Origin of the sequence: Brevundimonas sp. CEF1 (assembly GCF_051353055.1) — a bacterium.
In the GTDB taxonomy this organism is placed as follows: domain Bacteria; phylum Pseudomonadota; class Alphaproteobacteria; order Caulobacterales; family Caulobacteraceae; genus Brevundimonas.
This window is the reverse complement of sequence record NZ_CP195593.1, coordinates 1,566,237-1,592,089: the sequence shown is the minus strand read 5'-3', so window position 1 is coordinate 1,592,089 and position 25,853 is coordinate 1,566,237. Positions and strand designations below refer to the sequence as shown.

Genomic DNA, 25,853 nt, shown 5'->3' with positions numbered 1-25,853 from the left:
CCTGCCCTGTTCAGGAACCCACGCTCACATGTCCGACACGGTCGCCGATCCCGCCTTTGAACCGCCGCCCGAGGCCATGGCCTTCTACGAGGAAAGCCTGAGGTTGCTGAAGGAATCCGGCGTGCCCTTCCTGCTTTCAGGCACCTATGCGGTCACGGCCTATACCGGCATCCGCCGTCCGACCAAGGACCTGGACGTCTTCTGCAAACCCGGCGACTACCCGCGTATCCTCGCCTACTTCCAGGCCCGCGGCTATCGGACGGATGTCGAGGACGAGCGCTGGATCGCCAAGGTGTGGAAGGACGACAAACACTTCTTCGACGTCATCTTCGCCATGTCGAACGGGACCATCGCGGTGTCGGACAGCTGGTTTGGCGAGGACCGGATCACGGTCTACGGCCACGAGGTGACCATCACCCCGCCCACGGCCCTGATCCTGTCCAAGGTCTTCATCCAGGATCGCTATCGCTATGACGGGGCCGATGTGAACCACGTCATCCTCAAGCAGTCCGACGCCATCGACTGGAAGTCCATGCTGGACCAGATGGACCTCTACTGGGAGGTCCTGATGGCCCACCTGCTCAACTTCCGCTTCGCCTATCCCACCGAGCGCGGCCTCGTGCCGGCCTGGCTGATGACCGAACTTCTGGAGCGGCTGGAAGCCCAGGTCGACCTGCCTGCGCCGCGCGTCAGGGTGTGTCGCGGGCGTCTGTTCAGCCCTCGCGACTATATCGCCGACATCACCGAATGGGGCTTCGGCGACGTGGTGGGCAAGGGCCTGGAGGAACGCCATGACCCCGTCTACTGAGCGCGCCAAAGCGGAGGCCCCCACGTCGGACCCCCAGACGTCGGACCCCAAGACGTCAGACGCCCAGACGCCGCAGCCCGGCATGGAAGCCGGCCCCGGCAAGAAGCTTCGCATCGCCGCCGTCGGCGACCTGCATGTCGGCGAGACCTCGCACCGCGTCTACCGCGACCTGTTCGACCAGGTCCATGAAGAGGCCGACGTCCTGTGCCTGTGCGGCGACCTGGTCAATTTCGGCAAGACCGCGGAGGTCGAGAACCTGCTGGAAGACCTGCGCGCCTGCCGCATCCCCATGGTCGGCGTCCTGGGCAATCATGAGCATGAGTGCGGACAGCCCCAGGAGGTGTCGCGCCTGATGTCGGAGGCCGGGGTCAAGATGCTGACCGGAGAGTCCTACGAGATCGAGGGGGTGGGGTTCGCCGGCGGCAAGGGCTTCGTCGGCGGCTTCGGCCGCTACATGCTCAGCCCGTTCGGCGAGGCCTCGATCAAGCACTTCGTCCAGGAGGCCGTCGAAGACGCCAATCTGATCGAGAATTCGATCCGCACCCTGCGAACCGAACGCAGCGTGGTTCTGCTCCACTATTCGCCTGTCGTCGATACGGTGGTCGGCGAACCGCCCGAAATCCACCCCTTCCTCGGCTCCTCGCGTCTCGGCGAGGTCGTCGACCGCTACGACAACGTCAAGCTGGTGGTCCACGGCCATGCCCACCGCGGCGCCCCGGAAGGCCGCACCGCGCGCGGGGTGCCGGTCTATAATGTCGCCCTGCCCGTCCTGCGCACCCTCGGCGACAAGCCCTACCGCGTCTTCGAAGTCTGAAGCGCCCGGGTCGCGCGGGCGGATCACCGCGCGCGCTTGCCCTTCCCGACACCTAAATATATGCTTCATATACGAAACATATATTGAGGATCAGCCCATGGGCATCGTCAACATCGAGGACGAACTGCACGAGCAGTTGCGCCGGGCCAGCAAGGCCTCATGCCGGTCCATCAACGCCCAGGCCGCCTTCTGGATCAGGATCGGCATGTTGGGCGAGTTGAACCCGGGCCTGTCCTTTCAGGAACTGGCCGCGCGCGAACTCAAGGCCGCCGGCGTCGGCGCCGACATCAACGCCTCTGGCCTCGCTCCCTCCAGCCTGACGGCCGCCGCATGACCAAGACCCCGGCCGAAATCGAACTGATGGCCGAGGCGGGCCGCCTGCTCGCCTCGGTCTTCACCTACCTGAACGGTCTGACGCTGGCGGGGATGAGCACCCTGCAGATCGACGCCCTGGTCGAGACCTTCATCGTCAATGACCTGAAGGCCCGCCCGGCCAGCAAGGGCCAGTACGGCTACGGCTTCGTGCTCAACAGCTCGCGCAACCAGATCGTCTGCCACGGCGTGCCGTCCGCCGACGAGATCCTGCTCAACGGCGACATCGTCAATCTGGATATCACCCTGGAGAAGGACGGCTTCATCGCCGACTCCAGCAAGACCTATCTCATAGGCGAGGTCGGCCGCCCCGCCCGCCGCCTGGTCCAGACCACCTATGAGGCCATGTGGAAGGGGATCCGCGCGGTCCGCCCCGGCGCCACGCTCGGCGACATCGGCCACGCCATCGAGCGGCACGCGACGAAGAACGGCTATTCCATCGTCCGCGACTTCTGCGGCCACGGCATTGGCCGCGAAATGCACGAAGCGCCTCAGGTCCTGCATTTCGGCAAGCCCGGAAGCGGCTTGAGGCTGCGCGAAGGCATGGTCTTCACCATCGAGCCCATGCTCAACCAGGGCCGCCGCACTGTCGAGACCCTGGACGACGGATGGACCGTCGTCACCACCGACGGCAAGCTCTCCGCCCAGTTCGAACACACCGTCGCCGTCACCCGCGACGGCGTCCGGGTCCTGACCCTTCGACCGGACGAAGCGCGGCAGCCCGCCTGAATTCAGGCGGGCTGTCGATCAGCCGACCCCGGCCCCGCCGGTCACGCCCCAGACCTCTCCGGTGACGAAGCTGGCTTCCTGGGAGGCCAGCAGGACATAGACCGGAGCGATCTCCACCGGCTGCCCCGGCCGACCGAAGGCGCTGTGGGCCCCGAACTGCTCGACCTTCTCCTGGGGCTGACCGCCGCTGGGTTGAAGCACGGTCCAGAAGGGCCCCGGCGCGACGGCGTTCACACGCACGCCCTTTTCGATCATCTGCCTGGCCAGGGCCTTGGTGTAGGCGACGATCCCCGCCTTGGTCGTGGCGTAGTCCAGAAGGATGTCAGAGGGCTCATAGGCCTGTATCGAGGCGGTGGTGATGATGGATGCGCCTGGCGGCAGATGGGGCTCGGCGGCCTTGCAGAGCCAGTGAAGCGCGTAGAGGTTGGTCTTCAGCGTCGCATCGAAATCCTCGGTAGAGACCTCCGACACCGCCTCCCGGTACTGCTGGTGGCCGGCGTTGACGACGAGGATGTCCAGGCCGCCGAACGCCTCGACGACGCGGGCCGTCATGGCCGCATTCCACGCTTCGTCCCTGACGTCTCCGGCCAGGGCCAGGGCCTTCACCCCGGCCTTCTCGATCAGGGCGACCACCTCTGCGGCGTCCGCCTCCTCGGACGGCAGATAGCCGATAGCGACGTCTGCGCCTTCGCGCGCAAAGGCGATGGCGGTCGCCCGGCCGATGCCGGAATCCCCGCCCGTGATCAGGGCCCGGCGTCCTTTCAGACGGCCATGTCCGACATAGCTGTCCTCGCCATGGTCGGGCCGAGGGATCATCCGGCCCGCCAGGCCGGGTTCAGCCTGAGGCTGACGTGGAAAGGGCGGTCGGGGATACTGGTTGCGCGGATCCTGCATGGCGAGGCGATCGGACATGGGTCTTCCTCGTTGTGGCGCCTGTCCCGGCCAGGAGCGGCGCAGGGATGCCGATCTAATGTCCTCGTCCCTCGCGACGTTCCACCCGGCCGCCGACCCGACCCTCGCAACGCTGACGGGCCCGCCGCGTTCTCCCTTGCCGTCCTCGGCGCGCTTGTCGCCGCAGCCGACGGCCGTCACCAGGAGACGCCTGAAAGCGCATGCCCACGCCCGGCCAAGGTCTCGCCTCTGTCCTCCAGCCCACCCCCGCCGGCCTGTGGTGCCCGGGGGGCGACTTCTACATCGACCCGCCGCGCCCGGTGGACCGGGCCGTCATCACCCATGGTCACGCCGATCACGCCCGCGCGGGACATGGCGCCGTCCTGGCCACGGTCGAGACCCTGGCCATCATGGGCGAGCGCTATGGCGCGGACTTCGCCGGGCGCACCCAGGCCCTCTCCTATGGCGAGCGGCTCAAGGTCGGCGGCGTCGAGCTCTCCCTGGCTCCGGCCGGACATGTTCTGGGATCAGCCCAGGCGACCGTCCGTCAGGGCGGCCTGACCATCACCGCCTCCGGCGACTACAAGCGCCGCCGCGATCCCACCTGCGCCGCCTTCGAGCCCGTGCCGAGCGACGTCTTCATCACCGAGGCGACGTTCGCCCTGCCGGTCTTTCGCCATCCGCCGGACACGCAGGAGATCGGACGGCTGCTGCGCTCGGTGCAGCAGTTCCCCGAACGCGCCCATCTCGTCGGCGCCTATGCGCTCGGCAAGGCGCAGCGCCTCATCCGGCTGCTGCGCGAGGCGGGCTATGACGAGACCATCTATGTCCACGGCGCCCTGGAACGGCTGAACCGGCTGTATGAGCATTTCGGCGTCGACCTGGGACCGCTGGCTCCGGCTACGGGATCAAGGGCCGACTTCGCCGGGCGCATCATCGTCGCTCCGCCCTCCGCCATCGCCGACCGCTGGAGCCGACGTTTCCCGGATCCTGTCACGGCCTTCGCCTCGGGCTGGATGAGCGTGCGGGCGCGGGTGCGCCAGCGCGGCGTCGAGCTGCCGCTGATCCTCTCCGACCACGCCGACTGGGACGAGTTGACCGCCACCCTGACCGAACTGTCGCCCCAGGAAACCTGGATCACCCATGGCCGCGACGACGCCCTGCGCCGCTGGGCTGAACTGCAGGGCCTGACGGCGCGCGCCCTGCATCTGGTCGGCTATGAAGACGAGGACGACGACTGATGCGCGCCTTCGCCGCCCTGCTCGACCGGCTGTCCTTCACGGCCTCGCGCAACGCCAAGCTCCGGCTGATCCGCGACCACCTGGCCGACGCCCCCGATCCCGACCGGGGCTGGGCCCTGGCCGCCCTGACGGGCGCCCTGTCCTTCACCGCCGCCAAGCCGGCCGTCATCCGTCAGGTCGTCGAGGGGCGGGTCGATCCCGAACTCTTCCGCCTGTCCTACGACTATGTCGGCGATCTGGCGGAGACCGTCGCCCTGATCTGGCCGGCCCGCCACGGCGCCAACCGCGAGCCGGAACTGTCCGAGGTGATCGACGCCCTGAGCGCCGCCAAACGCGGCGAGGTTCAGGGCCTGCTGGAAGGCTGGCTGGACGCCCTGGACGCCGACGGGCGCTGGGCTCTGTTGAAGCTGGTGACCGGGGGTTTGCGCGTCGGCGTCTCGGCGCGACTGGCCTGGCAGGCGGCGGCGGACTTCGGCGGGGTCGAGGTCGCCGACATCCAGGAGGTCTGGCACGCCCAGAGCCCGCCCTATGCCGACCTTCTGGCCTGGCTGGACGGCAGGACCGAGCGCCCCTCGGCCATGGCGCACGGCCGCTTTCGCCCGGTCATGCTGGCGCAACCGATCGACGAAGCCGTCGACCTGCCCAGGCTGGACCCCGGCGAATACGCCGCGGAATGGAAGTGGGACGGCATCCGCGTCCAGGCGGTCAGCGAAGGGGGCGTCAAACGCCTCTACAGCCGAACCGGCGAGGATGTGTCCGCCGCCTTTCCCGATGTCGTGGCCGCCTTGGCCTATGAGGGGGTCATCGACGGCGAGCTCCTGGTGCTGCGCGACGGTCGGGTCGCTCCATTCGGGGATCTGCAGCAAAGGTTGAACCGCAAGACGGCGGACGCCAGGCTGATGATCAGTCACCCGGCGGGCGTGCGCGCGTATGACCTTCTGGCCGCCGACGGGGAAGACCTGCGCGCCCTGCCCTTCGCCGAGCGCCGCAAGCGCCTGGAAGGCTTCGTCGCCGAAATCGGCTCAGACCGCATCGACCTTTCGCCCCTGGTTCCCTTCCGGACCTGGGAAGACCTGGCGGCCCGTCGCGCCGATCCGCCACCGGGCGATCCGCAGTCGGCGGAGGGGCTGATGCTGAAGAGGCTGGACAGCGTCTATGAAGCCGGCCGCCCCAGAGGCCCCTGGTTCAAGTGGAAGCGCGATCCGCATCTGATCGACGCCGTCCTGATGTACGCCCAGCGCGGTCACGGCAAGCGCTCCAGCTTCTACTCGGACTACACCTTCGGGGTCTGGACCGAGGACGCCGACGGCGTCCACGTGCTCACCCCGGTAGGAAAGGCCTACTTCGGCTTCACCGATGAAGAACTGAAACAGCTCGACAGGTTCGTGCGCGAGCACACGGTCGAGCGTTTCGGCCCCGTCCGCTCCGTCACGGCGACGCGCGAGTTCGGGCTGGTGCTCGAGGTCGCCTTCGAGGGCCTGCAAAGGTCCAAACGCCACAAGTCCGGCGTGGCCATGAGATTTCCCCGCATCAGCCGCATCCGCTGGGACAAGCCGGCCAGGGAGGCGGACGAGCTGCATACCCTCGAAGCCATGCTCGATGCGCCCTCGGCCGCCCCCTGACTTGGGCTAGCGGCTGTCCTTGTCTCGGGGATTGGGCTCGCCCGAGCCCGGATCCGTCCGGCTTTCGGTCGAAAGCCCGGAGGCCTTGGAGCCCCTGGGTTCAGTCGCCGGCCGCGGAGGCTGTCCGGCCCGTTCCGGCGGGCGCAGATTTTCATTCTCGGCCTCGCGGCCGGTGCGTTCGGCCGGTTTGTCCGGTTGCGTCATCAGGCGTCTCCCAGGTGTGCGAAGAGGTCAAAGGAACCAGGGATCACGCCGACTTGCCCGTGTGCTCCGGCTTGCCCTTGCGAGGGGTCGAAGCCATTTCCTCCAGCTCCTTGCGGGTCATGCTTTCCTCCATGGACTTCGAGGCGCCCCGAAGCTTGCTTTTCGGCGCATCGCCCCGTTTTGCGGCCAGGGCGGCCCCCGCCGCCTTCTGCTGGGCTGCGGATTTGGCGGGCATGTCGAAATCTCCCTGATGTCAGATCATCGCCGGATCGAGCGAAAGGCCGGTCAGACGCCTTCTTTCAACCCGCCCCCGAAACCCGGGTTCCTGAGGGGCTGCGCCGGCTCGACCCGACCGATCGCGGTAGCGGTATGGCGCATAAGGACCCAAGAGTCCGATACCGGACAGAAGGCGGCGAGCCGCCGCGCGACCTTGATTGATCCAGCGCGGTTGGCCCTCCCTAGCCCTTCCGTTCAAAGCGCCATTTCATGATCAGGACGCCGCTGGCCATGACAAGGGCGCAGCCGTTGGCGAGGGTCACGGGCCATGCCTCGGTCAGCAGGCCGTAGCATACCCATAGAATGAAGCAGCTCACGGTCAGGGCGTAGGTCTTGAGCGAGACGCTTGAGGCGTCGCGCTCCTTCCAGATCTTGTAAATCTGGGGCGCGAAACTGCTGACAGAGCACAGGGCGGCGGCGACGCCGACCACATCGGCCATGGAGATCATAGGTCAGTCCCGAACTCGACCGGTCCGGCCGCAGTGAGTCAGCCTAACGCCGCGGCCCCCCGCGGGCTCCCTGTCAGGCAAGATAGAGGTCCGCGTCCGGGTCGGTCTCACCCCTCACCCAGGCCGCCACAACCTGGCTGGCGATCACCGAGGAGGTGATGCCGTTGCCCCCGAAGCCCATGACGCTCCAGGCGTGGGCCATTCCCGGTACGGGCGCGATATGGGGCAGGCCGCTGGCGCTCTCTCCGAAGGCCCCGGCCCAGGCGTAGTCGACCTCCAGCGCGACCTCGGGAAGCAGGCCCTTCAGCTTGGCCAGGATGCGCGCCGTCTTGCGTTCCAGAAGCGCTCTGCTGGCATGGGCGGTGGGAGAATCCTCATCCTCGCCGCCGACGATCAATCGCCCGTCGTTGCTCGTGCGCATGTAGAGATAGGGGTCTGATCCTTCCCAGACGAGGGTGTCTCGCAGCCAGGCTGGACCGGCAAAGCCGGGCGTTGACGCAAGCGCCCAGGTCGAGACCACCCTGGAGTCCGGCGCAGTCACGCCCTTGGGGCGTTCGTAACCGCAACAGAAGACCACCGCTGAAGCCCGTACAGCGAAACCGGTGCTTGTCAGCAAGGTCACCCCGTCGGGGTCCGACACGGCTTCGATCACATCGACCGGTGAGAAGAGCCTCGCGCCCCGGGCCTGGGCGCGCCGTAGAAGTCCCGCCGTCAGTTGAGCAGGATCGGCGCTGGCCGATCCGCCGCTGAGGATGGCGCCGGTTCGGTCGATCCCGAACCGATCACGAACCTGATCCGCCGGCAGGAAGCAGCTCTCCAGGCCGGCGTCGACCCTCACTGCGGCCTCGCTTTCGAGGGCTCTGCGGCCATAGGCGTCGCCCGCAAGATAGAGGGCGTCGCGATCCCGGTAGCCGCAACGGATACCCTCCTGGGCGATGATCTGTTTCAAGTCATCGACCGCGCGCCGCGAGCGCAGATAGGCCCGCTGCGCCTTCGGCCGGCCTATGCGCCTCCCAAGCGCCTCCAGTGGAAGATCGATCTCCCATTGCAACAGAGCGGTCGAGGCGATGGTCGATCCCATCAGAGGCGCCCTGCGATCAAGGACGGCCAGCGTGTGGTCGCGCGACAGCTCGTGCGCCATCAGGGCGCCGCTGATCCCGGCTCCGACGACGGCGACATCGACCGAAACGGCCTGCTTTAGAGGGCGAACCGGCGCCCCTGTAAAAGGGCTGTCCGCCCAGAGAGATCGCCCGCTTCTCAGGTCGCGCTTCTGTGTCAACCTCGCCATTCAACCCCCGACACGCACAGCCTGCGCCTCCGCTTCAGGGAACGCGCGCTCCTGTGGAGGGTTGCTCAAACCATGGCCAAGCCTCACCGGATCACGACGTCTGCAACGGATCCGACCCGCCAGCTTCCAGCGCCGTTTCGCGACTGGTTCGTGGACCGCGGCTGGACCTTGCGCCCCCACCAGCTGGACATGATCGACAAGGCGAAAGCCGGCGCCGATGTCCTGCTCGTGGCGCCGACAGGCGGCGGCAAGACCCTGGCGGGCTTCCTGCCCAGCCTCCTGCAACTCGCCGAACGCGGCCCGCGCAAGGGCCGCAAGATCCTTCACACCCTCTACATCTCCCCCCTCAAGGCCCTGGCGGTCGATGTCGAACGGAACCTCCTGATGCCGGTCCGGGACATGGATCTCCCCATCCTCGTGGAGTCACGCACGGGCGACACCGGCCAGGCCCGGCGCCAGCGTCAGAGGACATCCCCCCCGGACATTCTACTGACCACGCCGGAACAGCTTGCCCTGTTCTGCGCCTGGAAGGGCGCGCGCGACTATTTCCAGGATCTGGAGTGCGTGATCATCGACGAGATCCACGCCATCCACGGGTCCAAGCGAGGGGACCTGCTTTCATTGGGGCTGGCGCGGCTGAGGACGTTTGCGCCCGGCGTCCGCTGCGTCGGTCTGTCGGCCACCGTGGACGACCCGGCCCGCGTCAGACGCTGGCTGTCGGACCGAGGCGACGACATCATCCTTGGCCAGGCCGGGGCGCCCCCCCGGCTCGAGGTTCTGCTGTCGCAGAACCGGGTCCCCTGGGCCGGTCACACCGCCCAGCACGCCATGGCCGAAGTCTATGAGACCATAAAGACGGCGCGCACCACCCTGGTCTTCGTCAACACCCGCTGGCAGGCGGAGTTCGCTTTCCAGGAGCTATGGCGGCTCAATGACGACAACCTGCCGATCGCCCTTCATCACGGCAGCCTTTCAGCCGAGCAACGCCGCAAGGTCGAGGCGGCGATGTCGCGCCACGAACTGAGAGCAGTGGTCTGCACCTCGACGCTGGATCTGGGCATCGACTGGGGCGCAGTCGATCTGGTCATCCAGCTTGCGGCGCCCAAGGGCGCCTCGCGGCTGGTGCAAAGGATCGGACGCGCCAACCACAGGCTGGACGAGGCCTCCCGCGCGATTCTGGTTCCCGCCAGCCGGTTCGAGATGCTGGAGTGCCAGGCGGCGGCGGAGGCGGTGGCTGAAAACGCCCTCGACGGGGATCCGCCCAGGATCGGGGCGAGAGACGTCCTCGCGCAGCACGTCATGGGCTGCGCCTGTTCGGAGCCCTTCGACCCTGTGGACCTCTATGAGGAGGTGCGCCGGGCTGCGCCCTATGCAGGCCTTTCCTGGGAGGCCTTCGAGCAGGTCGTCGATTTCGTCTCGACAGGCGGCTATGCGCTCAGAAACTATGATCGCTTCCGCAGGATCATACGCGGTCCCGACGGCCGCTGGCGCGTCCTCAATGAGGAGACGGCGCGACGCCACCGGATGAATGTCGGCGTCATCGTCGCCGCCCAGACCCTCAACATCCGGCTTGCGGGCCGACGCGGCGCCGGGCGCAAGATCGGCCAGGCCGAGGAGTGGTATTTCGAACAGCTGACCCCGGGCGACAGCTTCCTCTTCGCTGGCGAGATATGGCGCTTCGAAGGGGTCAGGGCGACGGATGCGATCGTCACCCGCTCGAACGACAAACAGCCCAAGGTTCCCAGCTGGGGCGGCTCCCGATTTGCGCTTTCCACCTTCCTGGCCAGGCGGGTCCGGCGGATGATCAGCGACCAGTCCTCATGGTCGCGGCTGCCGCCCGACGTCTGCGAATGGCTGTTCGCCCAGCAGTCGCATTCAAGCATTCCCGGGGAAGAGGATCTCCTGGTCGAGACCTTCAGGCGCGGCAAACGGCACTACATGGTCTGCTATCCTTTCGAGGGCCGACTGGCCCACGCCACCCTGGCCATGCTGATCACACGTCGGCTGGACCGGGCCGGGGTCGGGCCGATCGGCTACCTCGCCAACGACTATGCGCTTTGCGTCTGGTCCTTGCGGCCCATGGACAGCCTCGATTTCGACGCCCTGTTCCAGCAGGACATGCTGGGTGATGATCTTGAAGCCTGGCTGGACGAGAGTTTCATGGTGAGACGCGCCTTCAAGGAATGTGCGCTGATCAGCGGCCTGATCGAGCGCCGCATGCCCGGCCACGAGAAGAACGGACGGCAGGTGACCTTCTCCGCCGACCTGATCTACGACACCCTGCGCCGACATGATCCGGATCACCTTCTCCTGTCCTGCGCGCGCGAGGATGCGGCGCGCGGACTTCTCGACTTGGCGCGACTGGGGGAGTTTCTCACACGCATCTCGGGCCGGATCGGGGTCGAGCGCCTTGCGCATGTTTCGCCCTTCGCCGTGCCCCTGCTGATGGAGATCGGCAAGGAGCGTGCGCCTGGGACCACCGCCGCGGACATGATGCTGGAGGACGCCGCCCTGATTGACGAGGCCATGTCTTGAACGTCTCAAGCCTGGCCGACGACGGCGCCTTCGCAACGCGACTGGCCGGCACCGACGTCGTGTTTCGCGTCTCCGGCGCCCTCTGGTTGCCGGCGGAACGCACCCTGGTCGTCGCCGACCTGCACCTCGAAAAGGGATCCGCCTACGCCGCGCGCGGACAGCTCCTGCCCCCCTATGACACGCGCGAAACCCTCAACCGGCTGGAGCGGGAGGTCGCGATCCTCGCCCCCCGAACCGTCGTCCTGCTCGGCGACACCCTCCATGACGGTGGGGCTCCGACGCGTATCGGCGAGGAAGAGCGCGCGCGCCTCAGGGCCTTGGCGGAAAGGGTCAGGCTGATCTGGGTCGTCGGCAATCACGACCCCGAAGGCGCAGGCGACCTGGGCGGCGAAACAGCGGACGTGGTCGAGGTCGCAGGCCTTTCGCTTCGCCACGAGCCCAGCCCTGGCCCCGTGGAGGGCGAGGTCGCGGGACACCTTCATCCCTGCGCACGCGTCAAGGGCGCCGCAGGCTCTGTTCGCCGCCCCTGCTTCGCATCGGACGGCAACCGCCTGATCCTGCCGGCCTTCGGCGCCTATGCCGGGGGGCTCAACCTGCGCGATCCAGCCTTCGCCGGCCTCTTTCGCCTTCCTCCCACAGGCTACCTCCTGGCGCGGCGCGTTGCGGCGGTCCCCTTTGACAAAATGCGACCCGATCAGAGGTCCCTGGCTAGCTGAGCGCCGCTACAAAATCATAGCGAAACCGGCGCCAGATAGAGGCGCCGAAGGTCAGCGCAACGAGGCCGAACGCCAGTCCCTGTTGCAATGTCACGCCACGACGCCCCCCGGATTACCGATCTCAGGCCTTGAAGCGGATCTTCTTCTCGACCTCGGCGGCCGCCTTCTCTTCCTGCTTGCGCCGGTTGAAGACCGTCCGCATGAAGCGGCGATCCGCAAGGCTCAACACCTCTTCAGCGGCGACAAACTGCTCCTGCTCCTCCTCGCGGATGTGATGGAGGTATTCTTCTCGCAGGGCGGCGAAACGACGGATCCATCCGGGAGACGCCATGTCCCGCGCGGCCAGATCCGCGAGAAGGTCATCGATCTCCTTGTGTTCGGCGATGGCGTGGCGGGCGAAGTCCGTGGTGTCCGGGTTTCTCAGCACGCTGGACCAGAGCGCCTGTTCTTCTGCCGCGGCGTGCGCCTTCAGCTCATGAACCAGTTCCACAAAAAGGCGCTCGCGGTCGGGAGACTTCCCCTTCGTCTCCTCCAGCATGGCCAGGAGCGCGCGATGGCGATCATGGTCCTCGACCAGCCGACCGAAGATGTCGGGATCCCCCCTGAATTTGGTGGCGGGCGTGCTGCCGATCCGCGCGGCCAGGTCAGGCGCTACAGCCCGCGCCTTGGCGACGGCGTCAGCCCTGGCCTTCCGGGGCGCCACAGGCCGGACGCGATCCTGCGCCCGCTGTTCCTTTCCACCGGCTTTCGCCCGTATCTCGCTCCCCAAGACCCATTTGCGCATGCACTGCTCCTTTCTCGAGCCGTCGCCCCCGGAGGCCGACAAGCTCTGCATTCGCAGTACGAACCTTTCGGCGATCAGCCGGTTCCCGACTGTCCGAAAGCCGGCGCAGCCTGCCTAGCCGACAACCGGGAACCAGACCGTGAACCGGCTCCCCGCCCCCGCCCCGGCGCTCTCCAGTTCGACGGCGCCCTCATGCATTTCGACCAGCTGGCGCACCAAGGCGAGGCCGATCCCCAGACCCTCGCGCGACCGGTCGTCCGGCCCTTTGGACTGCGTGAAGAGATCGAAGACCCGGACCTGCATCTCCTGCGGCACACCGACTCCGTTGTCCGCGACATCAATCCGCACCCGGTCCTCGACCCGGTTGGCCGACACCTGGATCCGCCCCTCCGACGGCGTATATTTGGCCGCATTGGTCAGCAGATTGCTCACCACCTGGGAGAGGCGGGTGAAGTCGCCGTCGAGCCAGATCGGCGCGCCCGGAACTTCGACTGTGAGGTCGTGGCGCCCCGCGTCGATCTTGGGTCGACTGGTGTCGACCGCCGAGTCGATGATGCTCTGCACCGTCACCCGCTCGCGCTGAAGCGAGATCTTGCCCTGGTCGATGCGGGCGACGTCCAGCAGATCCTCGATCAACCGCGACAGATGGTGGGCCTGAACCTCCATTCGGGCGTGGATCAGCGCGCTCTTTTCCGGATCCTTCTGTCTCTCCAGCAGCTGGAGCCCCGCCCGGAAGGCCATGACGGGATTGCGCAGCTCGTGTCCGAGCATGGCGATGAAGTCGTTCTTGCGCCGGTCTGCGGCGCTGAGGGCCGCCGCATAGGCCTTGAGCTCGTCCCGATGCGACAGGATCTCCTGCCTCTGGCGGTAGAGCTCGATGAAGACGTTCGCCTTGCTCTTCAGGATGTCCGTCTCGACGGGCTTCTGGATGAAGTCCACCGCTCCGGCCTCATAGCCCCTGAAGCGCCGCTGCTGATCGGCGCTGCCGGCGGTGACGAAGATGATCGGCACGTGGCGCGCATTGGCGTTGCCGCGCATGAACTCCGCGAGCTGGAAACCGTCCATCCCCGGCATCTGCACATCGACCAGGGCGAGGGCGACGTCATGCACCAGCAAAAGCTCCAGCGCCTCGTCGCCGGAGCGGGCCTTGAGACAGGCGACGCCGTCGCGCTTCAGCAGGGCCTCAAGGGCGAGGAGGTTCTCCTCGAGATCGTCCACGAGAAGGAGATGGATCGGCTTGTCAGGGCTCGTCATGCCTGGCCTAGACCTTTCAGAACTTCGAGAATGCGCGCGAGCGACATCACTTGGGCGACCGGACAGGCGCGCAGGGCGGCTTCCGGCATGGGGCGGGCATGGGCGGTGGCCGGGTCTTCGACGAAGGTCAGACCGCCGGCGGCGGCGACCGCCTTCAGTCCCGCCGCTCCGTCCTCATTGGCCCCTGTCAGGACCAGGCCGACCAGACCGGCGCCGTAGGCGTCAGCGGCGCTTTCGAAGAGGACGTCGATGGAGGGGCGGGAGTAGTTGACCAGCTCGTCGGACGAAAGGGCGAGAGCGCCGTCCGCCTCGACCAGGAGGTGATAGTCGGAAGGGGCGAAATAGACCACGCCTGGCTCCACCGGCTCCTTGTCCTCTGCCTCCTTCACGGTGAGCGCGCATTTGGACGCAAACAGGGGCGCCAGCACATTGCTGCGGTCGGCGGGCACGTGCAGGACCACCAGGATCGGCAGGTTAAAGTCGGCGGGAAGCGACGGCAGGAGGGCGAGCAGAGCCTGCACGCCTCCGGCCGAGGCGCCGATCACGACAGCGCGGGCGGGATGAGGCGTCATGGCTCGCGCCTGCGATAGATCTTCTCTTCCGGCACGAAGTCGGCAAAGGCGCCGGCGTGCCGCGAGAAGCGCAAGCTCTCCTTGGATCCGACGCCCAGGAAGCCGTTGCGAGCCAGCGAGTCCTTGAACAGGCCGACGGCGCGGTCCTGTAGCGGGCGATCAAAATAGATCATCACATTGCGGCAGGAGATCAGCTGCATTTCGCCGAAAACCGCATCGGACGCCAGGCTATGGTCCGAGAAGACGACATTGGCCCGCAGGGACTTGTCGAAGACCGCTCGGCCGTAGTCGGCGGTGTAGTAGTCCGACAGCGAGGTTCGCCCGCCCGACTTCTGGTGGTTTTCGGTGAACTTGCGGATGCGATCCAGAGAATAGACCCCCGCCTCCGCCGCTCGCAGCGCATCGGGATTGATGTCCGTGGCGTAGAACATCGTCCGTTCGAAAAGGCCTTCCTCCCGGAACAGGATGGCCAGCGAATAGACCTCTTCGCCGGCGCTGCATCCCGCGATCCACACCTTCAGGGAGGGATAGGTCCGCAGGTGCGGCAGCACCTGCTCGCGCAGGGCCCGGAAATAGGCCGGGTCCCGGAACATCTCGCTGACCTGGACCGTCAGGAAACCCAGCAGCCGCGGCAACATCTCCGGATCATGCAGAACCCGCTCCTGAAGGGCCGTCAGGCTGGGCAGACCGAAATGGCTGCGCGCCTGGAGCAGGCGGCGCTTGATCGAGGCCCGCGCATAGTGACGGAAGTCGTAGTGGTAGCGCTGGAACAGGGCCTCCAGCAGCAGCTGGATCTCTATGTCCTCCACCTCATGGGGCGCGACGGCGTTCAACGGGGCATCCAGACGCGCACGAGCGAGAGCAGCTTGTCCACGTCCAGCGGCTTGGCCATGTAGTCATTCGCGCCCGCCGCGATGCAGCGCTCCTGGTCGTCGGGCATGGCCTTGGCCGTAAGCATCAGAACGGGCAGGTCGCGCCAGCGCGGATCCTTCCTGAGTTCGCGCGTCGCGGCCAGGCCGTCCATGACCGGCATCATGACGTCCATCAGGACCAGATCGATCGCCTGCTCGGCATCTTCGGCGGACTGCTCCAGGCGCTCGATCGCCTCCTTGCCGTTGCGCGCGATCTCGACAAGGGCGCCGCGCGGCTCCAGGACATTGGTCAGGGAGTAGATGTTGCGAACATCGTCCTCGACAATGAGGATCCGTCGCCCTTCCAGCACGGCGTCGCGATGGCGGGCCTTGCGGATCATCTTCTGCTGCTCGGGCGGCAGCTCCGAGACCACCTGGTGAAGGAAGAGGGAAACCTCGTCGAGCAGCCGTTCAGGCGACTTGGCGCCCTTGATGATGATGGAGTTGGAATAGCGACGCAGTTGCTGCTCATGCTCCGGCGACAAGTCGCGGCCTGTGTAGACGATGACCGGCGGATAGCCCTGCCCGCCCTCGCGGCTGAGGGTCTCCAGCAGGGAGAAGCCGGACGCGTCCGGCAAGGTCAGGTCGAGGACCATGCAGTCAAAGGTCTGGCTCTTGAGCTGCTCGAGGCACTCCGCAGCCGTGCCGACGCCCACGGTCTCAACATCACCCGATTCCAGCAGCTTGCTGACCGCTTCGCGCTGAACCACGTCATCCTCGACGATGAGGACGCGCCGCACGGTTCGCGTCAGCTTCTCCTCGAGCGATCGCAGCACCTCGGCCAGGGCCTCGCGTCCCACGGGCTTCACCACATAGCCGACGGCCCCCAGAGACAGGGCGGTCTGGCTATGATCGTCGGCGGAGACGACATGGATGGGAATATGGCGGGTGTCGTCGTCGCGCTTGAGCACGTCGAGGACGGTGAGGCCGGACTGGTCCGGCAGGCCGATGTCCAGCACGACGGCGTTGGGCCGATAGCGCTTGGCGAGCTTGAGAGCCTCCTGGGCCGTCCCGGCCAGAATGCACTGGAACCCCATCTCGCGCGACAGGTCCCGGACAATGGCGGCGAAGCGATCGTCGTCCTCCACGACCAGAAGCAGGCGACGTGTCCCGGCCAGATGATCGCGGTCATCGTCCAGGGCCCGGGCGAGCGTCGCCGCCTCCGCCGCTCGAGGGGTCGGAGCCCGGGCCGCCGGGATCGGAGCCACGCCGGAAGGCGCTTCTCTGGGCGCCACGCGCGAGGCGTCATAGGTCCGAGGAAGGATCAGGGTGAAGACGCTGCCTTCGCCGGCCCGGCTTTCCAGACCAATACGGCCGCCGAGCAGGCGCGCCAGTTCGCGCGAGATTGACAGGCCCAGGCCGGTCCCGCCGTAACGGCGGCTGATGGTGCCGTCCGCCTGCTGGAAGGCTTCGAATACGCTGTCCTGCTGGTCCGGGGCGATGCCGATGCCCGTATCCGAAACCGCGAAGGCCACCTCGTCCGGCCCGGCCTCCGAGATCGACAGGATCACCTTGCCCTTTTCGGTGAACTTGAAGGCGTTCGACAGAAGGTTCTTCAGGATCTGCTCAAGCCTTTGGCGATCCGTCTCGAGCCCGTCATCGCCCGATCCCAGGTCGATCTCGAAGGCGAGGCCGCGATCGTCGGCCACCGGCTGGAACATCTGGCGGATGTCATCGCCGAGGCGCTGCAGGGACACAGCCTCCGAACGGGCCTGGATATGGCCGGCCTCGATCTTCGACAGGTCGAGAATGTCATTGATCAGGGTCAGCAGGTCGTTGCCCGAAGACTGGATGGTGCGGGCGTATTTGACCTGGTCTTCCGACAGGGTCTCGTCGGGGTTGTCGGCCAGGAGCTTCGACAGGATCAGCAGGGAATTGAGCGGGGTGCGCAGCTCATGGGACATGTTGGCGAGGAAGTCGGACTTGTACTGGCTGGCCCGCTCCAGTTCCCTCGCCTTGAGCCCCAGGGCTGCGGATCCGCGCTCCAGATCATCGCGCTGGGTTTCCAGCACCTGAGCCTGCTCCTCGAGCTGGCTGTTGGTCTGTTCCAGTTCAGCCTGCTGCTGTTCCAGACGCACCTGGGATTCCTTGAGGGCCCGCCCCTGCTCTTCCAGCTCCTCATTGGAGACCCGCAGTTCTTCGCTCTGGACCTGCAGTTCTTCGGACTGCCGCTGGGTCTCCTCCAGCATGTCCTGCAACCGGGCCCGGTAGCGTGCCGATCTCAATCCCGTGCCGATCAGCGGCGCGGTTTCCTCCAGAAGCGCGAGGAGACGCTCGTCGGGAAGACGAAGGAAGCCCAGTTCCAGAACGGCGTTGATCTCGCCGTCAGCGCGGCCCGGGGCGATGACGAGGTGCCGGGGCTTGGAGCGTCCCAGCGCCGAGCCGATCGTCAGATAGTTGTCCGGCACCTCGGGCACCGTCAGAGCGCGCCCTTCGGCGGCGACCTGCCCCAGCAGGCCCTCGCGCGGACCGAAGCGCTCCGGGACAGGCGCGTCGGCGGGAACGCCGAGTGCCGCGACACGCCGGAATACGCCGCCCTCGCCCTTGAAGAGGGCGGCGGCCTGAACATCGGCGTAGCGCGCCAGATAGGCGAGGATGCTGGCCGCCAGCTGTTCTACGGACTGATCGCCCATCATGGCGTCCGCCAGCCCCACCTGGCCCTTGTGGATCCACTCCTGGCGGGCCCTTTGACGCGCGCTGCGCCGGATAAGGGCGTAGATGCCCAGGGTCAGGCCCGCGCCCAGCAGGCCGGACAGGACGCCGCTGACCAGGGCTGTGCGATAGGCGGCGTCCATCTCCTCGAGGCGCGCTAGGCGAAGCTTCTGCTCCTCCTGCCTCATCAGATTCACTTCGCTCCGGATGGCGTCCATCTCCGCCTTGCCGCGATCCGTGTTCATCCTGGACACGGCGGCCTGCAGACCCTCGCTTCGGCGCGCCTGGATGGTGGCGTCCAGCTCGGTCATCTTGGCGTCGACATGTCTGCGGACCTGGCTCAGATGGGCCTGCTGCACCGGGTTGTCCCGGGTCAGGCGCGCCACATCCTCCAGACGCCGCTCCACGGCGGCCGCAGCCATGTCGTAGGGTTGCAGGTAGAGAGGATTGCCCGTCAGCAGATAGCCGCGCTGGCCGGTCTCGGCGTCCTGGACCGTCGACAGAAGGTCGTCGACGGCGACGATCACCTGATGGGTGTGAATGATCTGCTGATTATTCGCCCTCAGCACCTGGACATTGAACCAGGCCACCCCGCTTGTCGCCAGAAAGAAGGCCAGAACCAGGGCCAGTCCTGCTGCGGACCAGGCTTCGGTCTTCGAGCCCGCGGGCGGGCGACGGAACAACATCATCAGCAGTCTGACCTCGGGTGAGCGACGGGAACCTCCCTGCCTAGAGGGCGGAGCCGTCAGCGCAATAACCTGTGCTGGTTTTTCTCGGCCTGGGCCGAGGCCATGGGTCGCACGCCCCAGCGGCGCACGCCGGCAAAACGATCATGTCAGGGCGTGAACTGGATCGTGCGGGCGAACTGATAATCCTTGCGGCCCGGCTCGACCTCGGCGTCGCGCATCAGGGCGATGGCCGCCTCAGCGAAGCCCAGACCGGGGTGGGTCTCGCCCAGGACGCGGCAATCCTCGACCCGCCCGGCGGCCCGCGCGGTGCACTCGAGGGTCACCGCCACAGTCAGAAGCGGGGCCGGCGCCTCATGCTGCGCGGCTGCGGCAGATCTTTCAACCTTCGGGAGACGGTCGATCTTCGGCGACGCATCCAGCAGGATGGCCGCGGTCAAGGCCAGGATCATCATTGCAAAACCCTCCGTTTCCTTAACCGGGCGGGTCGCGATCTGTTCCAACGGCGCGGCCGCTTGTGGCGAACAAGGCGAGGTTGGATGCCTCTTGCGACCGGGCGTTTACGGCAGCCGGCCCCCCGTCCTGCGACGAGGGGCCGGCCTCGATCCTGAAGCAGCGCATCACCGCTCAGCAGGCTCGATCGGTTCCATAGGGCGTTGGACAAACCCTATCGATTGTAGCGCGCCCTTTCCTCGGCGATCTGCTCAGCGCTCCAGGGCTCAGCGGCCGCGTCAAACCCCGACCACCCGTTCTCGCGGTAGGCCGCGCCGCGCGACAGGGAATCGAACCCCCGCCGGTCGTTGAGAAGCGTCTCGACACGGACCCGATCAGACTCCTCGGTCCTGACGCTCACCAGGGTCCCGCCGCGACGGACGCCTTCGGCGTAGACCTGGGCCTCGCCTTCGTCATGGCCGGCCTCCTTCAACGCGCCCAGCAAGCCGCCGGCGGCGCCGCCGACCGCAGCGCCCGCCGCAGCCGCCACCGCGGTCGAAGCGAGCCAGCCTGCGGCGACCACGGGGCCCAGGCCAGGAATCGCCAGCATCCCCAGCCCGGCGAGCACGCCCGCCCCGGCGCCCAGAACGCCCCCGGTCGCGGCGCCCTTCCCGGCTCCCTCGGCGACGTCGTTCTCGCCGTCGCCGTTCATGTCGCCGAACCGGCGCCCGTCTCCCGAATGGGCATGACCGTCATGCCAGTTATCGGAATTATTGGAGATAAGGCTGATCCGGTCGGAGGCGACGCCGGCCCGCTCCAGGGCGGACACGGCTTCAAGCGCATCATTGTGATTGTCAAAAAGTCGCGTTACCACGGCCATTTGAAGCTCCTTCTTTATCTAGTTTCTTAGTTGGCGGAGGCGCTGACCGCGCCCTTGTAGTCGACCGACACCTTGCTCTCGGCGCCATTGCGCGTCGCTGTAGCGCTCCAGATGCCCTGGGCGTCCTGGCTCATCGGCCCCACCACGGCATAGCCCTGCTTCTCGATCGCCGAGCGCGCCTGGGCTTCGGTGAAGGAGTTGGCGCCCGGCGTCAGGGCCGCGTCTCCGCCTGGCGCGGTGTCGACGGCGGGATTGCGCGGGGCTTCGGATTCCGAAACGACCGGCCCTTCGACACGGCCCTCGTCCGCCTTGTTGTCTCCGCAGGCAGCCAACAGGAATACTGTCGCGCCCAAGGCGATGATCGCTCTCGTCATTCGGCTTGTCCTTTTTGGTGATGGCGAAAAAACAAGCCCCCCGTCCGGAAGAGGGTTCCACCGCTTTCGCCCCCCTCATGGCCCTGATCGCTCGCTATCGCCGCCACGCCTGGCCTGGAGCGGGATGTGACCTCTATCCGACACAAGGGGGGGCCATGAGGGATGACGCCGCTCACGGGAAGCCGGCCGCCTTCGACCTCAGGGCACGGCGCTCGCCCTCACGGGCTCGACCAGCCGAGGACGCGCAAGGCCGCACGCGGGCGCTCGTCCCCGGTGAAGACCAGGGCCGCAGCCTTGCTCCCATGACCGGGCACATAGTCGAGCGTGGCCTTGGCTGTTTCGCTCCCGCTTACGCCTTCAACCTCCACGGCGGCGGCGGTCAGGTCGCCCCGGTTCACCACGGTCACGTCCATGACCCAGCCGCCCGCGCCTCTTCGAACCGACTCTGCCTGGACAATGAGGTCAGGCGGCCTCGCCTCGACCACGACGGCCCGCGCGAGGGTCCCGATGACGCCGAGGATCACCGCCAGGCCGATCAGGGCGCACAGGCCTTGAAGACGCGAGGGTTGCGAAGCGCTGGAAGAGAGCTTGCGGCTGGACATGGCTAGACCAGAAGCCGCGCCGCCGCCGCGCCTATGGCGGCGGGAAAGGCGAGAATGACGACATTGGCGACCAGCGACTGGAGCCCGTGGCCGTCGAGACCGCCGAAGGTCCACAGCATGGCGAAACTGGCGACGAGGCACAGGGCGTAACCTGGCAGAGTGAAATCAATGAAGGCGCGCAGCGGAGACTCCTTTTCCTCCTGACCGGCGAAGCCCGCCTCAAACACGATGAGATGCAGAAGAACTATGGACAGGAGCAGGACGCCGAGCGCCCCCAGGGGCGTTGTGCGATAGGCGATCAGCCGCATCTCTTCCGTCGGCGCCAGGTTCATGGCGAAGTAGAGGGCGCCGGCCAGCATGAGGAAAAGCTCGCCGGGGTAGGAGGCCTGATCCTCGTCACCCTCCCCCCCTCCGTTCGAGAGCTGACGTCGGGCCACAAGCGCCCCAAGCGCGGCCGGGACGGCCTGCAGCGAGACCTGACCGACGGCTGAGGCCAGGGAACTGTGGTCCAGAACATTGAAGAGGGCCAGCAGCCCGCCGGCTGTGACAAAGCCCGCCGCGAGCGCCGTCAGGGTGTCGAGGAGGTTGTTCAAGGCCCCGCGACGCGCGGAGAAGCCTGCATAATGGGCCAGCCCGAAAAGCACAGGCAAGGACACGACGACAAAGGCCAGGCGTCGCTCGGGCGTCGCGGCGTGCCCCAGGGCCCACATCTCCATCGTCATGAGAAGCGGCAAGCTGAACAACAGCGCGCCGCCGAAAGCGCGGCCCAGGTCCCGAACATAGCCGGCCTCCTGGGATTTGCGGGCGGCGACGGCGCTCATGGTCTAGTCGGAGACAGCCGCTGCAGCCGTCGCAACATCCGGCGCGGGCGGGCCTGCATTGTCGAAGGCTCGGGCGTCAGCCGCTTGCTGGGCGTCTGTCGGATTCTGATTGATGAAGACGCCGTTGGCTGCGGCCCAGATCGCGAGCAGCAGGACGGCGACCGCGGCCGTGGAAGCGACCAGTATGGCGAGCACCCGGGCTCCGCGCCTTCCGCCCCGGACATAACGAGCAGCGACAGGGCGCCCCTCCCGGACGGCTTCTGCGGCCTTGGCGTGACGGCGGCTTTCTTCGGGGATCATGTGACCTCTCAAACGGCTCAATAGGGCAACGCCGGCTCAGCCTGGCTGTTCCTCGCCGCCCCCGCGAGCAGATGGACCTGCAGCCTCGCCGGATTGAAGCGACCCGATCTGTCGCGCAGCGGGCGAACGACAAACCGGGCCGTCAAGCAGGCCTCCCCCCCGGGAGACCGCATCGAGGCCAACAGCCCGCCATGGCGCCGGTTCCGCCGGCGGTCATCTGGGTCGGGAATCCGACCCAGGGCTTTTCTGACATCGCTCGCTTCGAGCCATGAGGTCCGGATTACCTTGGACCAAGCGCCGGGTCCCGCGGCCCCCTGGCCAAACTCTGGAACCCTGAGTGACGGGGCGACGTTGGGCTCGCTCCGGCGCTTAAGGAGAATTTGTATGCTGAAATGGGCCCTTATCTTTGCGGTCATCGCCATCGTCGCTGGCCTTCTCGGGTTCGGCGGGATCGCCGGCGCCGCTGCGGGGATCGCCAAATTCCTAGCCGTCCTCGCCTTGATCGTCTTCGTGGTCTTCCTCTTCCTGGGCTTCGCAGCCGCCAAGAAGATCACCTGAAGGAGAGCCTGGCCGCCGACGGCTAACCTCCCGATCGCCTCGGGGACACGGCGGCCAGGCGAGTCCGCGGCCCTCCCTGGAGACGTCGCGGCGTCCGTCTTCCTGCCCGCCGTCTCACAGCGGAGGCGCGAAGAGCCGACATGCGCTTGAGACAGGAGGGCCCGGCTATCGGGTCCGGGGCCTTCAGAACCGCGCGCCAAGTCGCGCGAAACCAACCTATGTGAAGAACAAAAACGCCGAAGCCATGCTGTTGGTCTAAGGCCATGAAGAATCAGTCGGAAACCCATCACGAAACCCGGCACACCGCATCGCTTGAGCGGATGCTGTCCAGTTTCGGGCCGCTTGGCGCCGACGACATCGCCTATATCCGGGACTGCTTCACCGGGGTGCTGCAGACCCATGCGGCGGGAAGCCCGGTCATCCTGGCTCCGGAGCGCAATGAAGCAAGACTGGTCTTCAAGGGCTGGGCCGCACGCGGCGCCATGCTGGAGGACGGACGTCGCCAGATCGTGGGCCTCAATCTGCCCGGCGAGATGATTGTCGCATCCGGCGCGGTCGACACCGACATGCTGGTCTGGGCCCTGACGGACGTCGTCACGATCGACGGCACCGCCTTCTGGACCGGCATGTCCGAGCTGCGGACGCAGAGTCCGCCGCTGCTGGAAGCCTGGAGGCATTACCGCACGGCCGAACGCCTGCGCATGGCGCGCCAGGTCGTAAGATTGGGTCGGCTCAACGCCTACGAACGCACAGCCCATCTCCTGCTGGAGCTCCACGAACGCCAGGCGCGTCTGGGTCCCGTCGTGGCGGGGGTGCTCCATCTGCCGCTGACCCAGGACATTCTTGCCGACATCCTGGGCCTCAGCGCGGTGCATATGAACCGAACCCTGCAGCAGCTCAGGCGCAACGCCCTGGTCGATTACAGAGCCGGGCGGGCGGTCCTGCAGAACCTCACGAGCCTGGCCCAGGCCGCCAACCTGAGCGCCGACTGCGGTCCAAGCCTCTGACGGCGGGCTTCGCCGCGGCGGACGAGAGAACCTCGCGTCCGCCAGAGGCCGGGTTAACCCATGTTGTTTGATCTTGCCCGGAGCAGGATCAGAATGCGCCCTTGCCGAGGAGGCTGGTCATGCCTCGACCTGAAGAGCTCTGGCGGCGTCTCGTCGCCTTCTTGCTAGGCCGGACACCCGCCATGCGGACGTCCCGACGCCTGCCCCATCCTCATTGGCCCCGGCGCTCCGGGCGTCCCTGAGGCTGCGGCCCGGACAGGCTCAGACCGGATCGCGTCCCAGGCGCAGATAGGTCGGATCGAACTCCGCCACCCGCACCAGCCGATCCCAATCCAGGATCCTGATGTTGCGTCCGCTCCATTCGACAAGGCCGTCGGCGCGGAGCTGGGCCACGGATCGGTTGACGTGGACAGCCGAGAGGCCAAGCACGTCGGCGAGGATAGCCTGGCTGAGAGGCAGTTCCATCCGATGTCCTTCCGCTCGCTCCACGGAGGCCAGACGAAGATAGACCTCGCACAGGAAGTGGGCGAACCGCCCGAAAGCCGTGCGCCGCCCCAAACCCGCCAGCCATTGGCGGTGCACGGCGGCGTCGATGAGGGTTTCCAACCAGAGCAGGCGCGTCAGGTGGGGTTGGGTCTGGGAAATGAAACGCAGGGCCTCATGGGGGCAATAGCCCACCTTACAGTCGGTCAGACAGACCACGCCATGATCCATCGGGCTCATGAGAAGGCTATGGAGGTCGACGAAGTCGCCCGGGACGTTGAGTTCCGTGATCTGGCGTGCGCCGTTCATCAGCACGACATATCGCGCCGCGAAGCCTTCGAGCAGAAGCGTGCTTCGGGACGGGCGGTCATATTGTTCGACGATGTTGTCGCCGGCCTTCAAGGTGACCGGCGGCGCGACCACGTCCGCCAGAACGGCCTTTTCCTCGTCAGAGATGAAATCTCGACGCGACAGCTTGTCGATCAGGGGACTGATCAGGATGACCTCCAATTTCCGCGCCGCCCACTGCGGCAACGCTTGCAAAACCATCCAGCCCTCGCCCGGTTCCTCCGCCGTAGGCCTTGTGTCGCCCGGCCGCGCGTACGCGTTTCACCGGCCCCCGGCCTCCTAACCCATGTAAGTGGCGACCGCCGCGCCATGGGCCACACTCCCCCTCTTAGGAGTGCGACATGCAGACCACGACCGGCCTAGCAGCCATGGCCTCTTCCCCTCGCTCTCGCCTTGAGGTTCAGGATCACCCGGTCTTCCAGGCCCTGCCCGCTGACGCTCAGGCCCGGATAGAGGCCTGTGGTCACAGAGCGTCGCTGGCGGCCGGCGAGGTCCTGCCGAACGACGGCGGGCTCTACTTCATCCTCTCGGGCGTGGTCGGCCTCTTCCCGGGCGGCGGCCGCATCTGCGTGGCCGCGGTGACAGCCGGATCCGTCCACGGCTGGGACCAGGCTCTTGAACCGGGCGCCCGTCGCCCGGAGGCGCGAGCCCTGATCGACACCGTCGTCTGCCGCGCCGCCGCCGCTCCCCTCGTGGAGGCCATGGGCCGGGAATGGCTGACCCGTCTCGTGGCGCGTCATGCGACCGCCCGTCTTGACGCCCTGGCGACGGAGGCGGCGTGCAACGCCTCTCACCTGGTGCCCGAAAGGCTGGCCAAATGGCTGGTTCGGCTCCACTGCGGCGGAAACGGCGCGCCGCTCTTTCTCACCCAGGCTGATTTCGGGGGGATGCTTGGGGTCCAGAGAACCAGCGTCAACGCCGCCGCCGCCCGTCTCCAGGGCCAGAACCTCGTGCGCTTCGGGCGAGGCAAGGTCCAGGTGCTCGATCTCGTCGGCCTGCGTCAGGCCTCCTGCGGTTGCGGCGAAGCTGTCGCGCCGGTCTCAGCGACACCCCGGTCGGCGGTGCGGAGCACAGGTCTCGCTACGGAAGCGGCCTCCTGGTCGCCTGCGCATCCCGGTTCACCGTCTCGCGACGTCGCCGAGCCGGAGGGCGTGGTCGCCTCGGCTCCATTGGCGCGCGCAGGCTAGGGCCCAGCCAGACTCTAATCTTACAAGGCCTGGCTCCAGCCCCCGTTTGATCAACGT

27 protein-coding genes are annotated in these 25,853 nt (G+C 67.0%); 11 read left to right on the top strand and 16 right to left on the bottom strand.

Annotated elements, in window-relative coordinates; all coding sequences use genetic code 11:
* Positions 1–28 precede the first annotated feature (28 nt).
* From ACR9FL_RS08315 to map, 4 genes are all read left to right on the top strand, one after another.
* A complete protein-coding gene (locus ACR9FL_RS08315; RefSeq protein ID WP_207821818.1) occupies positions 29–808 on the top strand; it encodes a hypothetical protein in 780 nt (259 codons plus the stop codon).
* On the top strand, positions 792–1,622 hold the full coding sequence (locus ACR9FL_RS08310) for a metallophosphoesterase family protein (protein ID WP_207821820.1): 831 nt from the start codon (positions 792–794) through the stop codon (positions 1,620–1,622). The genes ACR9FL_RS08315 and ACR9FL_RS08310 overlap by 17 nt, the downstream gene beginning before the upstream one ends.
* Positions 1,623–1,719: 97 nt before the next feature.
* Positions 1,720–1,956, top strand: a complete 237-nt coding sequence (locus ACR9FL_RS08305; protein ID WP_296172043.1) for a ParD-like family protein — start codon at positions 1,720–1,722, stop codon at positions 1,954–1,956.
* Positions 1,953–2,723, top strand: coding sequence for a type I methionyl aminopeptidase (gene map, locus ACR9FL_RS08300; RefSeq protein WP_314429798.1), 771 nt, complete (start codon positions 1,953–1,955; stop codon positions 2,721–2,723). The genes ACR9FL_RS08305 and map overlap by 4 nt, the downstream gene beginning before the upstream one ends.
* An 18-nt stretch (positions 2,724–2,741) precedes the next feature.
* On the opposite strand, the gene ACR9FL_RS08295 is transcribed toward map, so the two are convergent.
* Positions 2,742–3,635: an SDR family oxidoreductase gene (locus ACR9FL_RS08295; RefSeq protein WP_296172046.1), complete on the bottom strand. Its 894-nt coding sequence runs from the start codon at positions 3,633–3,635 to the stop codon at positions 2,742–2,744.
* 200 nt (positions 3,636–3,835) lie between these two features.
* Between ACR9FL_RS08295 and ACR9FL_RS08290 the strand changes: the two genes are divergently transcribed.
* A complete protein-coding gene (locus ACR9FL_RS08290; RefSeq protein ID WP_207821829.1) occupies positions 3,836–4,855 on the top strand; it encodes a ligase-associated DNA damage response exonuclease in 1,020 nt (339 codons plus the stop codon).
* Positions 4,855–6,477: a cisplatin damage response ATP-dependent DNA ligase gene (locus ACR9FL_RS08285; RefSeq protein WP_314429802.1), complete on the top strand. Its 1,623-nt coding sequence runs from the start codon at positions 4,855–4,857 to the stop codon at positions 6,475–6,477. Before ACR9FL_RS08290 ends, ACR9FL_RS08285 begins: the two co-directional genes overlap by 1 nt.
* A 247-nt stretch (positions 6,478–6,724) precedes the next feature.
* Here the strand turns inward: ACR9FL_RS08285 and ACR9FL_RS08280 are convergent, their stop codons facing one another.
* The 3 genes from ACR9FL_RS08280 to ACR9FL_RS08270 all read right to left on the bottom strand — a co-directional run bounded on the left by ACR9FL_RS08280 (position 6,725) and on the right by ACR9FL_RS08270 (position 8,694).
* Positions 6,725–6,916 (bottom strand): DUF3008 family protein, encoded by a 192-nt coding sequence (locus ACR9FL_RS08280; protein ID WP_105562386.1) that lies wholly within the window; start codon positions 6,914–6,916, stop codon positions 6,725–6,727.
* 223 nt (positions 6,917–7,139) lie between these two features.
* Complete coding sequence (locus ACR9FL_RS08275) at positions 7,140–7,406, bottom strand: SemiSWEET family sugar transporter (protein WP_409450305.1); 267 nt, start codon at positions 7,404–7,406, stop codon at positions 7,140–7,142.
* Between the two features lie 73 nt (positions 7,407–7,479).
* Positions 7,480–8,694, bottom strand: coding sequence for an NAD(P)/FAD-dependent oxidoreductase (locus tag ACR9FL_RS08270; RefSeq protein ID WP_296172053.1), 1,215 nt, complete (start codon positions 8,692–8,694; stop codon positions 7,480–7,482).
* 72 nt (positions 8,695–8,766) lie between these two features.
* Here ACR9FL_RS08270 and ACR9FL_RS08265 point away from each other — a divergent pair, with 72 nt between their 5' ends.
* A complete protein-coding gene (locus ACR9FL_RS08265; RefSeq protein ID WP_207821839.1) occupies positions 8,767–11,229 on the top strand; it encodes a ligase-associated DNA damage response DEXH box helicase in 2,463 nt (820 codons plus the stop codon).
* Positions 11,226–11,945 carry a ligase-associated DNA damage response endonuclease PdeM gene (gene pdeM / locus ACR9FL_RS08260; RefSeq protein WP_207821841.1) on the top strand — a complete coding sequence of 240 codons (720 nt, stop codon included), beginning with the start codon at positions 11,226–11,228 and terminating at the stop codon, positions 11,943–11,945. The genes ACR9FL_RS08265 and pdeM overlap by 4 nt, the downstream gene beginning before the upstream one ends.
* 121 nt (positions 11,946–12,066) lie before the next feature.
* On the opposite strand, the gene ACR9FL_RS08255 is transcribed toward pdeM, so the two are convergent.
* The 11 genes from ACR9FL_RS08255 to ACR9FL_RS08205 all read right to left on the bottom strand — a co-directional run bounded on the left by ACR9FL_RS08255 (position 12,067) and on the right by ACR9FL_RS08205 (position 22,213).
* Positions 12,067–12,729, bottom strand: a complete 663-nt coding sequence (locus tag ACR9FL_RS08255; protein ID WP_296172056.1) for a hemerythrin domain-containing protein — start codon at positions 12,727–12,729, stop codon at positions 12,067–12,069.
* Positions 12,730–12,843: 114 nt separating this feature from the next.
* Positions 12,844–13,983 carry a hybrid sensor histidine kinase/response regulator gene (locus ACR9FL_RS08250; protein WP_296172058.1) on the bottom strand — a complete coding sequence of 380 codons (1,140 nt, stop codon included), beginning with the start codon at positions 13,981–13,983 and terminating at the stop codon, positions 12,844–12,846.
* A complete protein-coding gene (locus tag ACR9FL_RS08245) occupies positions 13,980–14,555 on the bottom strand; it encodes a chemotaxis protein CheB (protein WP_296172060.1) in 576 nt (191 codons plus the stop codon). The genes ACR9FL_RS08250 and ACR9FL_RS08245 overlap by 4 nt, the downstream gene beginning before the upstream one ends.
* Positions 14,552–15,388, bottom strand: a complete 837-nt coding sequence (locus tag ACR9FL_RS08240) for a CheR family methyltransferase (RefSeq protein WP_296172061.1) — start codon at positions 15,386–15,388, stop codon at positions 14,552–14,554. Before ACR9FL_RS08240 ends, ACR9FL_RS08245 begins: the two co-directional genes overlap by 4 nt.
* Positions 15,385–18,807 (bottom strand): response regulator, encoded by a 3,423-nt coding sequence (locus ACR9FL_RS08235; protein WP_436357979.1) that lies wholly within the window; start codon positions 18,805–18,807, stop codon positions 15,385–15,387. The genes ACR9FL_RS08240 and ACR9FL_RS08235 overlap by 4 nt, the downstream gene beginning before the upstream one ends.
* Before the next feature lie 146 nt (positions 18,808–18,953).
* Entirely contained in the window at positions 18,954–19,259 is a 306-nt protein-coding gene (locus ACR9FL_RS08230) for an energy transducer TonB (protein ID WP_207821849.1), read from the bottom strand.
* Between the two features lie 212 nt (positions 19,260–19,471).
* On the bottom strand, positions 19,472–20,116 hold the full coding sequence (locus ACR9FL_RS08225) for a hypothetical protein (protein WP_207821852.1): 645 nt from the start codon (positions 20,114–20,116) through the stop codon (positions 19,472–19,474).
* 26 nt (positions 20,117–20,142) lie between these two features.
* A complete protein-coding gene (locus ACR9FL_RS08220) occupies positions 20,143–20,490 on the bottom strand; it encodes a hypothetical protein (RefSeq protein WP_105562249.1) in 348 nt (115 codons plus the stop codon).
* 218 nt (positions 20,491–20,708) lie between these two features.
* Positions 20,709–21,092: a hypothetical protein gene (locus ACR9FL_RS08215; RefSeq protein WP_296172068.1), complete on the bottom strand. Its 384-nt coding sequence runs from the start codon at positions 21,090–21,092 to the stop codon at positions 20,709–20,711.
* Between the two features lie 2 nt (positions 21,093–21,094).
* On the bottom strand, positions 21,095–21,913 hold the full coding sequence (locus ACR9FL_RS08210) for a TIGR02587 family membrane protein (RefSeq protein WP_296172069.1): 819 nt from the start codon (positions 21,911–21,913) through the stop codon (positions 21,095–21,097).
* A gap of 3 nt (positions 21,914–21,916) precedes the next feature.
* Positions 21,917–22,213: a hypothetical protein gene (locus tag ACR9FL_RS08205; protein WP_296172071.1), complete on the bottom strand. Its 297-nt coding sequence runs from the start codon at positions 22,211–22,213 to the stop codon at positions 21,917–21,919.
* Positions 22,214–22,597: 384 nt separating this feature from the next.
* Here ACR9FL_RS08205 and ACR9FL_RS08200 point away from each other — a divergent pair, with 384 nt between their 5' ends.
* Positions 22,598–22,771 carry a DUF1328 domain-containing protein gene (locus ACR9FL_RS08200; RefSeq protein WP_296172073.1) on the top strand — a complete coding sequence of 58 codons (174 nt, stop codon included), beginning with the start codon at positions 22,598–22,600 and terminating at the stop codon, positions 22,769–22,771.
* A gap of 263 nt (positions 22,772–23,034) precedes the next feature.
* The gene (locus ACR9FL_RS08195; RefSeq protein ID WP_436357978.1) at positions 23,035–23,778 is read left to right on the top strand and encodes a Crp/Fnr family transcriptional regulator; all 744 of its coding nucleotides are present in this window, start codon (positions 23,035–23,037) and stop codon (positions 23,776–23,778) included.
* Positions 23,779–24,039: 261 nt separating this feature from the next.
* Here ACR9FL_RS08195 and ACR9FL_RS08190 read toward each other — a convergent pair whose 3' ends face one another.
* A complete protein-coding gene (locus tag ACR9FL_RS08190) occupies positions 24,040–24,810 on the bottom strand; it encodes a Crp/Fnr family transcriptional regulator (protein WP_296172075.1) in 771 nt (256 codons plus the stop codon).
* Positions 24,811–24,950: 140 nt separating this feature from the next.
* Between ACR9FL_RS08190 and ACR9FL_RS08185 the strand changes: the two genes are divergently transcribed.
* A complete protein-coding gene (locus ACR9FL_RS08185) occupies positions 24,951–25,796 on the top strand; it encodes a Crp/Fnr family transcriptional regulator (RefSeq protein WP_436357977.1) in 846 nt (281 codons plus the stop codon).
* Positions 25,797–25,853: the final 57 nt, after the last annotated feature.

Bases quoted from the DNA above. Each gene is read 5' to 3' on its own strand.
- ACR9FL_RS08210 (WP_296172069.1), bottom strand. From the start codon at position 21,913: ATGAGCGCCGTCGCCGCCCGCAAATCCCAGGAGGCCGGCTATGTTCGG.
- ACR9FL_RS08295 (WP_296172046.1), bottom strand. From the start codon at position 3,635: ATGTCCGATCGCCTCGCCATGCAGGATCCGCGCAACCAGTATCCCCGA.
- ACR9FL_RS08205 (WP_296172071.1), bottom strand. From the start codon at position 22,213: ATGATCCCCGAAGAAAGCCGCCGTCACGCCAAGGCCGCAGAAGCCGTC.
- ACR9FL_RS08220 (WP_105562249.1), bottom strand. From the start codon at position 20,490: ATGACGAGAGCGATCATCGCCTTGGGCGCGACAGTATTCCTGTTGGCT.
- ACR9FL_RS08245 (WP_296172060.1), bottom strand. From the start codon at position 14,555: ATGACGCCTCATCCCGCCCGCGCTGTCGTGATCGGCGCCTCGGCCGGA.
- ACR9FL_RS08315 (WP_207821818.1), top strand. From the start codon at position 29: ATGTCCGACACGGTCGCCGATCCCGCCTTTGAACCGCCGCCCGAGGCC.
- ACR9FL_RS08230 (WP_207821849.1), bottom strand. From the start codon at position 19,259: ATGATGATCCTGGCCTTGACCGCGGCCATCCTGCTGGATGCGTCGCCG.
- ACR9FL_RS08255 (WP_296172056.1), bottom strand. From the start codon at position 12,729: ATGCGCAAATGGGTCTTGGGGAGCGAGATACGGGCGAAAGCCGGTGGA.
- ACR9FL_RS08215 (WP_296172068.1), bottom strand. From the start codon at position 21,092: ATGTCCAGCCGCAAGCTCTCTTCCAGCGCTTCGCAACCCTCGCGTCTT.
- ACR9FL_RS08185 (WP_436357977.1), top strand. From the start codon at position 24,951: ATGCAGACCACGACCGGCCTAGCAGCCATGGCCTCTTCCCCTCGCTCT.
- ACR9FL_RS08305 (WP_296172043.1), top strand. From the start codon at position 1,720: ATGGGCATCGTCAACATCGAGGACGAACTGCACGAGCAGTTGCGCCGG.
- ACR9FL_RS08250 (WP_296172058.1), bottom strand. From the start codon at position 13,983: ATGACGAGCCCTGACAAGCCGATCCATCTCCTTCTCGTGGACGATCTC.
- ACR9FL_RS08270 (WP_296172053.1), bottom strand. From the start codon at position 8,694: ATGGCGAGGTTGACACAGAAGCGCGACCTGAGAAGCGGGCGATCTCTC.
- ACR9FL_RS08290 (WP_207821829.1), top strand. From the start codon at position 3,836: ATGCCCACGCCCGGCCAAGGTCTCGCCTCTGTCCTCCAGCCCACCCCC.
- ACR9FL_RS08235 (WP_436357979.1), bottom strand. From the start codon at position 18,807: ATGATGTTGTTCCGTCGCCCGCCCGCGGGCTCGAAGACCGAAGCCTGG.
- ACR9FL_RS08275 (WP_409450305.1), bottom strand. From the start codon at position 7,406: ATGATCTCCATGGCCGATGTGGTCGGCGTCGCCGCCGCCCTGTGCTCT.
- ACR9FL_RS08195 (WP_436357978.1), top strand. From the start codon at position 23,035: ATGAAGAATCAGTCGGAAACCCATCACGAAACCCGGCACACCGCATCG.
- ACR9FL_RS08225 (WP_207821852.1), bottom strand. From the start codon at position 20,116: ATGGCCGTGGTAACGCGACTTTTTGACAATCACAATGATGCGCTTGAA.
- ACR9FL_RS08285 (WP_314429802.1), top strand. From the start codon at position 4,855: ATGCGCGCCTTCGCCGCCCTGCTCGACCGGCTGTCCTTCACGGCCTCG.
- ACR9FL_RS08280 (WP_105562386.1), bottom strand. From the start codon at position 6,916: ATGCCCGCCAAATCCGCAGCCCAGCAGAAGGCGGCGGGGGCCGCCCTG.
- ACR9FL_RS08265 (WP_207821839.1), top strand. From the start codon at position 8,767: ATGGCCAAGCCTCACCGGATCACGACGTCTGCAACGGATCCGACCCGC.
- map (WP_314429798.1), top strand. From the start codon at position 1,953: ATGACCAAGACCCCGGCCGAAATCGAACTGATGGCCGAGGCGGGCCGC.
- ACR9FL_RS08200 (WP_296172073.1), top strand. From the start codon at position 22,598: ATGCTGAAATGGGCCCTTATCTTTGCGGTCATCGCCATCGTCGCTGGC.
- ACR9FL_RS08190 (WP_296172075.1), bottom strand. From the start codon at position 24,810: ATGGTTTTGCAAGCGTTGCCGCAGTGGGCGGCGCGGAAATTGGAGGTC.
- ACR9FL_RS08310 (WP_207821820.1), top strand. From the start codon at position 792: ATGACCCCGTCTACTGAGCGCGCCAAAGCGGAGGCCCCCACGTCGGAC.